Below are 12,003 nucleotides of genomic sequence, written 5' to 3'. Positions count from 1 at the left end.
CGCTGCGCGCCTACCTTCCATGGGAAATTGTGAGACAGTAAGGGACCAGCCATGGCCGAATCCAAATCCACCAGCGACTCCGTCAGCTACGGCTACGAAGGCGATGTCGCGCTGATCTGCATCGACAACCCGCCGGTGAACGCGACCGGTGTGGCCGTCCGTCAGGGCCTGCTGGACGCCGTGCGGGAGATCAACGAGGACAAGATCGCCAAGGCCATCGCGCTCTATTGTGCCGGAAGAACTTATGTCGCGGGCGCCGATATCCGCGAATTTGGCAAGCCGCCGATGATGCCCTCGCTGCCGGATGTGCTGAACGAATTCGAAGCGTCTGAAATCCCCACCGTGTCGGTCCTGCATGGCACCGCGCTGGGCGGCGGGTTCGAGCTGGCGCTGGCCTCGCATGCCCGCGTGGCGATGAAAGGGTCCAAATACGGGTTGCCCGAGGTGCTACTGGGGATCATCCCCGGCGCGGGCGGCACGCAGCGCCTGCCGCGCGTGGCGTCGATCGCTTATGCGCTGGATGTGGCGATCTCAGGCCGGCATGCGAAGGTCGAAGAGGGGTTCGAGAAGGGCGCCATCGACAAGCTGGTGGAGCCGGGCGATGCGCGGGAGATTGCGCTCGCCATGGGCAAGGAAGTGATCGCAGGCACCCTGCCGACGCGCCGCACCTCCGAGATCGAGACCGCGCCGGATGACGCCGCCATCGAACAGACGCTGGCGATGGTGCAGAAGAAGAACCCGCATCTGATCAACCTCGCGGAATGCGTGAAGGCCATCGCGGCCTCTGTCCAGCCGCTGGACGAGGGTCTGAAGGTGGAGCGGGAGTGCTTTATCCGCTGCATGGAGAGCCCGCAGCGTTCCGGCCTGATCCATGCCTTCTTTGGCGAACGGGCCGTGTCGAACATCCCCGAAGCCAAGGGCGACACCCGTCCGCTGGACAAGATCGGTGTTATCGGCGGCGGCACCATGGGGTCGGGCATCACCACCTCCTGCCTGCTGGCCGGTATCCCGGTGCGGCTGATCGAAGTGCAGCAGGAGGGGCTGGATCGTGGCGTGGCGACGATCACCAAGAACCTCGACGGCGCGGTGTCGCGCGGCAAGATGAGCGCGGAAAAGCGGGATGCAGCGCTGGCCATGCTGGAGCCTTCGCTCTCCATGGAAGACCTCGCCGATGTGGATCTGGTGATCGAGGCCGTCTTTGAGAAGATGGAGATCAAGAAGGAGATCTTCGGCAAGCTGACCAGCATCTGCAAGCCGGGCGCGATCCTGGCCTCCAACACCTCCTACCTCGATGTGAACGCGATTGCAGAGATGACGGACCGGCCGCAGGACGTGCTGGGGCTGCACTTCTTCTCTCCCGCGCATGTGATGCGCCTGCTGGAGATCGTGCAGGGCGCCAAGACCGCGCCGGACGTTCTGGCCACCGGCTTTGCGCTGGCCAAGAAGCTGGGCAAGGTCGGCGTGCTGGCGCAGGTCTGTGACGGCTTCATCGGCAACCGCATCCTTGGGCATTACGGCAAGACAAATGCCTATCTGGTGCTTGACGGCGCCTCCCCGCAGCAGGTGGATGACGCGCTGGAAGGCTTCGGCTTTGCCATGGGGCCGAACAAGGTGGGCGACCTTGCGGGCCTCGACATCGGCTGGTTCACCCGTCAGCGGAAGAAGGAAGAGGGGCTGGACCCCAAGGAACGCTATGCCGGCGATGTCGCGGACAAGATCTGCGAAAACGGCTGGTTCGGCCGCAAGACCGGCAAGGGCTACTACATGTACGAGACCGGCGCGCCGGTCCCGAACCCCGAGGTGGAGACCATCATCAACGAGGTCCGCGCCGAAAAGGGGATCACGCCCAAGACCTTCACCGATCAGGAGATCGTTGACCGCTACATGACCGCGATGATCGCGGAAGCTGTCCGCGTGGTTGAGGATGGCACCGCCAAGCGGCCCGTCGATGTCGATATGGTTTTCCTCTTCGGCTACGGCTTCCCGCGGTTCCGCGGCGGCCCGCTGCATTACGCCGATACGATCGGGGCAGAGGCGCTGGTCAAGCGGATGGAGACCTACGGCCAGGAAGACGCCTATTACTGGCAGGTGCCTGACCTGCTGCGCAAGATGGCCGCCGAGGGCAAGACCTTCGCCGATATGAACAAGTAAGAGGAGGACCAAGATGGACCTGAACTTCACCCCCGAAGAAGAGGCCTTCCGTCAGGAGGTCCGCGACTTCTTTGCCGAGAACCTGCCGGACGACATCCGCGATGCTGTCAAGAACGGCGGCGAGCTGACCAAGGAGGTCATGGAGCGCTACCACGCGATCCTGAACAAGCAGGGCTGGCTGGGCACGATCTGGCCCAAGGAATTCGGCGGTCCGGGCTGGGGCCCGGTGGAACGGCATATCTTCGACGAGGAAGCCGCCTTTGCCTATGCGCCGCGCATCGTGCCTTTCGGCCTGTCGATGCTGGGGCCGGTGCTGCAGAAGTTCGGCTCCAAAGAGCAGCAGGATTACTACCTGCCGCGCATCCTGAATGGCGATGACTGGTGGTGCCAGGGCTATTCTGAGCCGGGTGCCGGGTCTGACCTTGCCTCGCTCAAGACCCGTGCCGTCAAGGATGGCGACGAATGGGTGATCAACGGCCAGAAGACCTGGACCACGCTCGGCCAGCATGCCGACTGGATCTTCTGCCTCTGCCGGACCGATCCGGATGTAAAACAGCAGGAAGGCATTTCCTTCATCCTTGTCGACATGTCGACGCCGGGTGTCGAAGTGCGCCCGATCAAGCTGATCGAGGGCGGGCATGAGGTGAACGAGGTCTTCTTCACCGATGTGCGGGTCCCCTACAAGAACCTCGTGGGCGAGGAAAACAAGGGCTGGACCATCGCCAAATACCTGCTGACGCATGAGCGTACCGGCATCGCCGGGGTGGGCTTTTCCATGCTGGAACTGGAAGAGGTCAAGGAACTGGCCAAGAAGGTCATGCGCAACGGGAAACCGCTGGCCGAAGATCCCCTTTTCGCCGCCCGCGTCGCCCAGGCAGAGATCGATCTGGAAGCGATGAAGATCACCAACCTCCGGATGCTTTTTACCGCGCAGAAGAACGGCGCGCCGGGGCCGGAAACCTCGATCCTCAAGATCAAGGGCACGGTCATCAATCAGGAGCTGAAGGACCTCGGCCGCCGGGCGCTCGGGCCCAATGCAGCACCCTTCCCGGGATCGCTCTCGGGGTCGAACCTCGATGTGGCGCCTGACGGCCATGCCAATAATGCGGCGCGCTATTTCAACAACCGCAAGACCTCGATTTTCGGCGGATCGAACGAGATCCAGCGGAACATCCTGACCAAGACCATGCTGGGGCTCTGATCCATGAACTTTGACCTGACTGAAGACCGCCAGATGCTGCAGGACACGCTGCGTCGTTACCTGGCAGATAAATATGGCATCGAGCACCGCAACAAGGTCGCCTATGCAGAGCCCTTCCACGACCCCGCCAAATGGGGCGAGCTGACCGAACTCGGCGCGCTTTTTGCTCTGGCGCCGGAAGAGGCCGGCGGCATGGGCGGCGCCGGCTTCGACATCGCCGTGGTGTTCGAGGAGCTGGGCCGCACGCTCTGCCCCGAGCCCGTTCTGGGCGCGCTCATGGCGTCGCGGCTGCTGACTGCCGCCGGGGCGGACCAGGAAGAGCTGCTGGCCGGGTCCAAGACCTATGCCGTGGGGCTGGGCGAGCTTGATGCGCCCTATGACCTCACCTCCATGACGACCACCGTTTCGGGCGGCAAGATCACCGGCCGCAAGTCCATCGTCTATGGCGGGCAGGATGCGGATGCCTTCCTGATCGCGGCCAAGGAGGGCGACAGCCTGTCGGTCTACGAGGTCGCGGCATCCGATGCCTCCGTCACCGGCTATGCGCTTATGGACGGGGCAGGCGCGGCGGAGGTCGTGCTGGAAAACGCACCCGCGACGCTGATCCTCTCCGATGCGGGTGCGGCCATCGATGACGCGATCAACGCGGGCATCCTGGCGCTCTGCTCCGAAGCCGTGGGCGCGATGGATGTGCTGCATGCGATGACGGTCGATTACCTCGGCCAGCGCAAGCAGTTCGGCCGTCCCATCGGCACCTTCCAGGTGCTGCAGCACCGCGCCGTCGACATGCTGACAGAGATCGAACAATCCCGCTCCATCGTCATCAAGGCGGCGGCGGAGCTCGGCGGGCCGGATGCGGGCAAATACTGCTCTATGGCCAAGAACCTGATCGGCCGCGCCGGGCGTCTGGTGGCCGAAGAGGCGATCCAGATGCATGGCGGCATCGCGATGACCTGGGAATATCCCGGCTCGCATTACGCCAAGCGGATCATTATGATCGACGCGCAGCTGGGCGATACCGATTATCACCTGGCCCGCGTTGCGCAGGCCGCCTGATCTAAGGCTGATATCATCGGGCCGGGGTCTTCCCCGGCCCTTTTATCTCTTTATGACCGAGTGCCCATGACCGACGACCCGCTCCCCTCGCTAGCCTCCATCCTCGGCAGCCTAACCGGCAGTGATGGCCGCGTCTCCGGTCATATCCCGGCGGACTGGATGCAGGGGCGTACAGCTTTCGGCGGGATCACAGCCGCGCTGGCGCTTGCCGCCGTGCGTCGCAGCCTGCCGGATCTGCCCGTCCTGCGCTCGATGCAGGTCAGCTTCCTGCGCCCGATCACCGAAGAGGTGACCTTCGATGTGACCCTTATCCGTGCCGGTCGCACCGCCAGCTTCGTGCAGGTCGACTGCATCAGCGGCGATGCCCTCGGTGCCCGCTGCACCTTCGTCTTCGGTGGCCCGCGCGAGAGCGCCTATACCCATGACTACGGCCCCGCGCCGGAGCTCCCCGGCCCGGAGGACAGCCCGGAGCTCATCCGCCGCTCCAACGGCCCCAGCTTTTTCCGCAATTTCGAGGCCCGGCTGGCCGATGGCGCCCAGCTGGGCACCGGCTCCGACCGGCCGGAGATGGTGGTCTGGACCCGGCTGGCGGATCGGGAGGGGCTCGACCCGGAACTGGCCTTCATCTGCAATGCCGACAACCTGCCGCCAGCTGTAATGACCACCTTCACCGAAGGCGCCCCGATCAGCACGGTCACCTGGGGCGTCGATATCGCCCGCATGCCGGACAATTGCGACTGGCAGCTCACCCGCACCACCTCGCGCCATTCCGCCGATGGCTATTCCGTGCAGGAAATGCAGATCCGCGACCGTGCGGGCCGGCTCCTGGCCAATGCCCAGCAGCTGGTCGCGCTCTTCGCCTGATCTTTTTCTTGCCCAAAATATCCCGGGGGTGGCCGACATATGCTCCGCATATGTCGGTAGGGGGCAGCGCCCCCTTCCTTCGCCGTTATTTGCACTATCCGAGAAGAATGGGAGCAATGGTGCACCTAGCCGCCCCGTGGCGCATAGGGGGCACTGCTATTAACGGTTGGACTGGGCCCCCTTACCCCAGCATCGAATGCGCGCCCGGCAGGGCGCGCGCCGCCGGATCAGGCCACCTTCACCACCAGCTTGCCCAGGTTCTTGCCCTTGAGCAGCCCCATGAAGGCCTGAGGCGCGTTCTCCAGCCCCTCGGCCACGTCCTCGACATAGGCGATCTCGCCGGAGGCGACGAGCGGGGTCACTTCGCGCAGGAACTCTCCGAACCGCGCCACATGGTCGGTCTGCAAGAGCCCCTGGATTGTCAGACGCTTGACCAGCGAATAGCGCCAGAGCTTCTGCAGCGGCATCGATCCTGTCTCGTCCGACTCGCCGGAATACCAGGCGATCATGCCGCAGATGATGACCCGCGCATGCAGGTTCAGCAGTGGGATCACCCCGCCCAGCGTCGGACCGCCGACGTTTTCGAAATAGATGTCGATGCCGTCGGGACATTCGGTCGCCAGCGCCTCGCGCATGGCCTTCGCGTCCTTGCCGCGGTGGTCGATGCAGGCGTCAAAGCCGAAGGTCTTGACGGCCATCTCGCATTTCTCCGCCCCGCCGGCGACGCCGATCACGCGCAGCCCGGCGCGTTTGGCAAGCTGCCCCACCATCGACCCCACGGGGCCGGTGGCGGCACCGACAACCAGCGTCTCCCCGGCCTTCATCTTGGAATAGGCGGTCATGCCCGCCCAGGCGGTAAAGCCCGGCATGCCCAGCACGCCCAGCGAGGTCTGGATCGGCGCAGCCTCCGGGTCGACCTTGCGCATCATGCTGGCCTTGGCCACGCCATGCGTCGCCCAGCCGAACATGCCCATGGCCATGTCGCCCGGTTTGAATTTCGGATCGTTGGAGGCGATGACCTCTCCCACCGCGCCCGCTTCCATCGTGCCGCCGACGGGGACGGGGGCGGCATAGCTCGGCCCGTCGTCCATCCGTCCGCGCATATAGGGGTCAAGTGACATGTATTTCACCGCGACCAGCACCTCGCCCTCGCCGGGCGCGGGCGCTTCGGCCTCTTCCAGCCGGAAATTGGCGTCGGTGGGAAAGCCTGTTGGGCGTTCGGCCAGCGCGATGCGTTTCATTTGTGTCATGTGATATCCTCCCTGTGGTTGCGTGGAATATATATCCGCAGGTCAGAACATCCAGCGCCGTCTTGTGGCGCGGGATTCAAACCCGGTCTTGAATCCCGTCCCCGCGGGTTCACATAGACAGGAGTTTCCGAAGCGACTAAAAGCGCCCGATCATGGCACAGGCTAAGACAGATCCGAATTACAAGGTGATCGCCGAGAATCGGCGGGCACGGTTCGACTATGCGATCGAGGAGGATCTCGAATGCGGGATCATGCTCGAAGGGTCGGAGGTGAAGTCGCTGCGGGCCGGCGGGTCCAATATCGCGGAGAGCTATGCCACCGTTGATGACGGGGAGCTCTGGCTGGTGAACAGCTATATCGCGCCCTATGAGCAGGCCAAGACCTTTGCCCATGAGGAGCGACGTCGCCGCAAGCTGCTGGTGTCGCGCAAGGAGCTGGCGCGGCTCTGGCAGGCGACGGCCCGCAAGGGGATGACGCTGGTGCCGCTGGTGCTGTACTTCAACCATCGCGGCATGGCGAAGATCAAGATCGGCATCGCCAAGGGCAAGAAGACCGTCGACAAGCGGGAAACCTCGGCCAAGCGGGACTGGAACCGCCAGAAGCAGCGCCTGCTGAAGCAGAACGGCTGAGCGTCCGGGCCGCCGCTTTCCTCTGCGATGGACTTGCGAGGCTGGCCCCTTGACTGTAGGCATCTTGTCCAGACCAAGAGGAATTTAGCCGATGCAGGACGATCCGAAGACCCTGGTTTCCACCGACTGGCTGGCTGCGCATCTGGAGGATCCGGATCTGCGTATCCTCGATGCAAGCTGGTATCTGCCCGGCACGGATCGCGATCCGAAGGCGGAATATGTCTCGACCCATATTCCCGGGGCCCGGTTCTTTGATATCGACGAGATCTCCGACCTGCGTTCGGACCTGCCGCATATGGTGCCGCCGGTTGAAAAGTTCATGTCGCGGTTGCGGGCCATGGGCGTGGGCGACGGGCATCAGGTGGTGGTCTATGATGCGGCCGGCATTCTGTCGGCGCCGCGTGTCTGGTGGCTGTTCCGGCTGATGGGGCAGGAGGATGTCGCGGTGCTGGACGGCGGTCTGCCGAAGTGGCTGGCGGAGGGCCGGCCGATCGAGGACATGCCGCCTGTTGTCCGGGATCGCCATATGACGGTCCGGCGCCAGAACCATCTGGTCAAGGATGTCACTCAGGTTTCCGCCGCGTCGAAACTGGCGGATACGACGATCCTCGATGCGCGATCGGCCGCCCGTTTTCAGGGCGAGGCAGATGAGCCGCGCCGGGGACTGCGCAAGGGGCATATCCCGGGCTCGCTGAACCTGCCCTATCCGGAACTGCTGACCGAAGAGGGGACGATGAAGGCGCCGGAGGCACTGAAAGCGGCGTTCGAAGCGGCGGGCGTCGATCTCGCCAAGCCAGTGATCACAACCTGCGGATCGGGCATTTCGGCGGCGATCCTCTCCCTCGCGCTGGAACGGGTCGGACACCGTAATCATTCCCTCTATGACGGGTCATGGGCGGAATGGGGCGCCTTCCCGACCCTTCCCGTGGCGACAGGAGCCTGATCTTGTTCCAGAACCTCAGGCCTCAGCCGCAGGATCCGATCCTCATGCTGATGGATGCGTTCCGGTCCGATCCGAGACCGGACAAAATCGACCTCGGGGTCGGGGTCTATCGGAATGAAGAGGGCATCACCCCGGTCATGAGAGCCGTGAAGGCGGCCGAGCGGCGGTTGCTGACGGAACAGTCTACCAAGGGGTATACCGGCCTGAACGGTGACCCGGCCTTTCTGGAGGCCATGACGGGGCTTGTGCTGGATAATGTGGTGTCATCTGACCGGGTTGCGGCATCGGCGACGGTCGGGGGCACAGGCGCAGTCCGGAACGGGCTGGACCTGATGCGCCGTATCCAGCCGGACGCGCGGCTTCATATCCCGTCGCCCAGCTGGCCCAATCACGCCGCGATCGGCGCGGAGATCCGGATGCCGGTATCCCAATACCGCTATTTCGATCCTGTGGCCGGGGGGCTGGATTTCGATGGCATGCTGGCCGACCTGTCGGCCATACCGCGGGGCGATATCGTGTTGTTGCACGGGTGCTGTCACAACCCCAGCGGCGCCGATCCCAGCCCGGCCCAGTGGACCCAGATCATTGACCTGCTGCACGACACCGGCGTCATGGTACTGGTTGATCTGGCCTATATGGGGCTGGGCGACGGGATTGCGGAGGATGCGGCGGCGACACGTCAGCTGGCTGCTGCCCTGCCCGAGCTGATCATTGCCGTCAGCTGTTCCAAGAACTTCGGGCTGTATCGCGACCGGGCGGGCGCGGTGATCGTGGTGACGGAAGGAAAGACGCAGCGCGATCTGGTGTCGGGCACCCTCGCGACGCTCAACCGGCTGGCCTATTCCTTTCCCGCGGATCACGGCGCGAAGGTGGTGGAAAGCATCCTGAATGATCCGGAGATGCGTCAGGACTGGCTGGAAGAACTGACGCAGATGCGGGTTCGGATCAACAGCCTGCGCAGGGATCTGTCGTTGACTCTGCGTGACGTCACGGGCTCTGACCGGTTTGCGTTTTTCAATGCCCAAAAGGGCATGTTCTCGCTTCTGCCGGCGACGCCGGGGCAGGTGCAGCAGCTGCGGGAAGACTATGCGGTCTATATGGTCGGCGATGGCCGGATGAATATCGCAGGGCTGACGGACCGGCAAATCCCGGCGCTTGCGCATGCGATCAAGGCGGTCTGCGGCTAGGTCAGATCGTCAGGCGCGGCTGTTTGCGACGCTCTGCCCGATGGCCCGCGATCAACCGGGCGGGGCCCTGTCGGGAACCGGATAGATCTGGCAGGGGTCCAGCCGGATATGCCGGGCATGCACCCTGGAAAATCCGCCTGCCACAACCGCTATGCCAGTGGCCGTGGGGACGGGGCCGGTGATGACGCATGTGACCTGAACCTCGGCGGCAGGGCAGATTGTGTAGAGCCTTCGGTTGCCTTCTGTCCCGGTCGTCATGACCCGGCCTTCTACCGTCATCGTCACCCGATCGTTGCTGATGGGGGACTGATGCACCCAGTAGTCCAGCGAGTCGCAGCTTGCCGGTGTGCCCATCTGGTCGCCACGTCGGAAGGGGCTGGGGTCGTTTCCCGTTGTTTCTGCCAGAACCGGACCAGCCAGGATCAGGCCGATCCATCCCGCAGAGAATGGGAGACAGGTCAGAAGACGAAGGTTCATATTCGATAATCGCAAGTCGATCTATTAGACCCGAGCCGTTCTCACATAGCGGCGGAGAGGTCCATCGGGTTCGATGCCGGCCGGGCAGGCTCGGTGGATCATCGCCGTTCCGGCGCCAGGTTCGGCAACATCTTTCCTACCCGACCTGCCGATCGGGCCCATCGAGCGGGGTCAGCGCCGGCCTTCCCTGAGCCAGCCGGCCAGAATAAGGGCCGGAGCGAGCAGCAGGACCAGCCAGGCGGGAAGCAGCGGCACCTGGGTCACATCCTGCGTCTCATAGGCATTGCGCGGGGTCAGGCCGATCCAGCCACGGCCGGCCGCCGGCCGGTTGGGACGGACGTCCCGCAGGGAGGGCAGCCCGTCCGACATGGACAGGACCCCGCCACGGGTGCTGTCGACGGCCGGTTCCAGCAGGGTTCCGTCCGCGATGGTCAATTCGAATTCGCGCGGCGCCGCCGGGCCCAGCCCGATCACGGTTTCCAGATCGCCCTCTTGCAGCCGGTAAAGCCCGATGTCCGGCCCGGTGAATTCGCCGGTCCAGAGACCGGGGCTGGCCTCGGTCAGATCCAGCGTCTCTGTTTCGCCATCGGGGCGGGTGACGGTAACGCTGCCGATCCCGTCCTGAAGCGTGCGTCGCATGATCCGCATGGTCTGGCCGGTCGCTTCGGCGGTCAGCGCCTCTTCGTCCAGTTCCGGCTCTTTCATCATCCAGTGTGCAAGCCGGCGCAGCAGTTCCAGCTGCGGTCCGCCGCCTTCGTAGCCCCGCCCCCAGAGCCAGGCGTGGTCGGAGGCTAGAAGGGAGACGCGGCCCTCTCCGATACGGTCGAGAATAAGCAGCGGTCGGCCATCTATGCCGGACATGACCACTTCCCCGCTCCTGTCGGCGATGTCGACATCGATCTGGCGGGTCCAACGGCCCCAGTCGCCGTCCCAGCTGTCCTCCAGCCCGGCCGTCACGGGGTGACGGTGACCCAGATCGGTGATCTGCGGGCGATAGAGCTGTTCCAGCACACGGGCCGAGGTCGGCACCGCCGGCATGATGGACCCGAGCGGCGACCGGTAAAGACTGTCGGCAGAGGCGAAATCCGGCCCCGCGGCAACAAGCACGGCGCCGCCCCGCTCGACATATTGGCGTACATTGTCGAGGTAGAGAGAGGGGAGGATCCCGCGCCGCTTGTAGCGGTCGAAGATGATCAGGTCGAAATCATCGACCTTGTCCATGAACAGTTCCCGGGTCGGGAATGCGATCAGCGACAGTTCGGATACGGGTACGCCATCCTGTTTGGCCGGGGGCCGCAGGATGGTGAAATGCACCAGATCGACAGAGCTGTCCGATTTCAGCAGATTTCGCCAGGTCCGGCCGCCGGCATGCGGCTCGCCCGAGACAAGCAGCACGCGGAGACGGTCGCGCACCCCATTCATCTGGACAATCGCGGCATTGTTGCGCGCGGTCAGCTCACCCTCGGCTTCCGGCGTGGAAAAGCGGATCACATTGCGACCGCCATGCGGAAGCGTCAGGGGCAGATCAAGATCGCGGCCGGTGGCAACCATGACGCGCTGCGGCTCTGCCCCGTCGATCGAAATATCAAGCGGGACCTGCCCGCCTGTGTCGGGCGCCGCGCCCATGTCTTCCAGCCTGATCGTCAGGGTGACTTCTTCGTCCAGAATGGCGAAGGCGGGCGCGTTCTGAACAATGAGACGGCGGTCCCAGTCGTCCGGCTCGCCGGTCAGAAGCAGATGCAGCGGCGCCGGCAGGTCCGGCAGCTTGTCGAGGTCGTGCAGGCGCCCGTCCGACAGCAGGATCATCCCGGATATCCGGGCACTGGGTTCCTCGGCCAGGGCATCGGCCAGGGCCGTCATCAGCTCTGTCCCGGCGTCGCCCTCGCCATCGTTCACCGTGATGCGTCGCAATTCGGTATTGGGCCTTGCGGCGATCCGGGCAGCCAGCGCTTCGGCGGCCTGTTCGGTCTGAAGCGCGCGGTCGCCCAGACGCTGCGACGCGGACCGGTCCTCTACCATCAGGACGATATCCGACAGCGGGGCCCGGTCTTCCTGTCGCCATGACGGGCCCGCAAGCGCGGCTGCAATGACCAGGGTTGCGACGGCGCGGAAGGCCCAGCCTGCAAGTCGCCTCCAGATGGCGAGCCCGACGGCGATCAGAGCGATAGCCAGCAGGACCGCGATCACCGGCCAGGGCAGAAGGGGAGAGAAGATAACGGTGCCGGTCATGGATTATGTCTTGCCT

Annotated in this window: 10 protein-coding genes; 7 read left to right on the top strand and 3 right to left on the bottom strand. The window is 64.4% G+C overall.

The genetic code is table 11. The features are described 5' to 3' along the window. The first annotated feature begins 51 nt into the window (after positions 1-51). The 4 genes from ACRARG_RS10385 (at position 52) to ACRARG_RS10370 (ending at position 5,272) form a co-directional block, all read left to right on the top strand. Positions 52-2,151, top strand: a complete 2,100-nt coding sequence (locus ACRARG_RS10385; RefSeq protein ID WP_432689937.1) for a 3-hydroxyacyl-CoA dehydrogenase NAD-binding domain-containing protein — start codon at positions 52-54, stop codon at positions 2,149-2,151. A 13-nt stretch (positions 2,152-2,164) separates the two neighbouring features. Further along, positions 2,165-3,352, top strand: coding sequence for an acyl-CoA dehydrogenase family protein (locus ACRARG_RS10380; protein WP_432689936.1), 1,188 nt, complete (start codon positions 2,165-2,167; stop codon positions 3,350-3,352). Between the two features lie 3 nt (positions 3,353-3,355). Then, complete coding sequence (locus ACRARG_RS10375; RefSeq protein ID WP_432689935.1) at positions 3,356-4,408, top strand: acyl-CoA dehydrogenase family protein; 1,053 nt, start codon at positions 3,356-3,358, stop codon at positions 4,406-4,408. A gap of 66 nt (positions 4,409-4,474) precedes the next feature. Further along, positions 4,475-5,272: an acyl-CoA thioesterase gene (locus tag ACRARG_RS10370; protein ID WP_432689934.1), complete on the top strand. Its 798-nt coding sequence runs from the start codon at positions 4,475-4,477 to the stop codon at positions 5,270-5,272. A gap of 227 nt (positions 5,273-5,499) precedes the next feature. Here ACRARG_RS10370 and ACRARG_RS10365 read toward each other — a convergent pair whose 3' ends face one another. After that, on the bottom strand, positions 5,500-6,513 hold the full coding sequence (locus ACRARG_RS10365) for an NADP-dependent oxidoreductase (protein WP_432691352.1): 1,014 nt from the start codon (positions 6,511-6,513) through the stop codon (positions 5,500-5,502). 161 nt (positions 6,514-6,674) lie between these two features. Here ACRARG_RS10365 and smpB point away from each other — a divergent pair, with 161 nt between their 5' ends. The 3 genes from smpB to ACRARG_RS10350 all read left to right on the top strand — a co-directional run bounded on the left by smpB (position 6,675) and on the right by ACRARG_RS10350 (position 9,281). Then, a complete protein-coding gene (gene smpB, locus ACRARG_RS10360) occupies positions 6,675-7,151 on the top strand; it encodes an SsrA-binding protein SmpB (protein ID WP_432689933.1) in 477 nt (158 codons plus the stop codon). A 91-nt stretch (positions 7,152-7,242) separates the two neighbouring features. Next, positions 7,243-8,094, top strand: coding sequence for a 3-mercaptopyruvate sulfurtransferase (sseA, locus tag ACRARG_RS10355; RefSeq protein WP_432689932.1), 852 nt, complete (start codon positions 7,243-7,245; stop codon positions 8,092-8,094). A 2-nt stretch (positions 8,095-8,096) separates the two neighbouring features. Beyond that, on the top strand, positions 8,097-9,281 hold the full coding sequence (locus ACRARG_RS10350; RefSeq protein WP_432689931.1) for an amino acid aminotransferase: 1,185 nt from the start codon (positions 8,097-8,099) through the stop codon (positions 9,279-9,281). A 51-nt stretch (positions 9,282-9,332) separates the two neighbouring features. Here the strand turns inward: ACRARG_RS10350 and ACRARG_RS10345 are convergent, their stop codons facing one another. Both ACRARG_RS10345 and ACRARG_RS10340 read right to left on the bottom strand, forming a co-directional pair. Further along, on the bottom strand, positions 9,333-9,758 hold the full coding sequence (locus tag ACRARG_RS10345) for a hypothetical protein (RefSeq protein WP_432689930.1): 426 nt from the start codon (positions 9,756-9,758) through the stop codon (positions 9,333-9,335). 171 nt (positions 9,759-9,929) lie between these two features. Further along, the gene (locus ACRARG_RS10340) at positions 9,930-11,987 is read right to left on the bottom strand and encodes a hypothetical protein (RefSeq protein ID WP_432689929.1); all 2,058 of its coding nucleotides are present in this window, start codon (positions 11,985-11,987) and stop codon (positions 9,930-9,932) included. Positions 11,988-12,003: the final 16 nt, after the last annotated feature.

This window comes from Pseudooceanicola profundi (genome assembly GCF_050897955.1).
Lineage (GTDB): Bacteria > Pseudomonadota > Alphaproteobacteria > Rhodobacterales > Rhodobacteraceae > Pseudooceanicola.
This window is presented reverse-complemented; position numbering and strand designations above follow the sequence as displayed.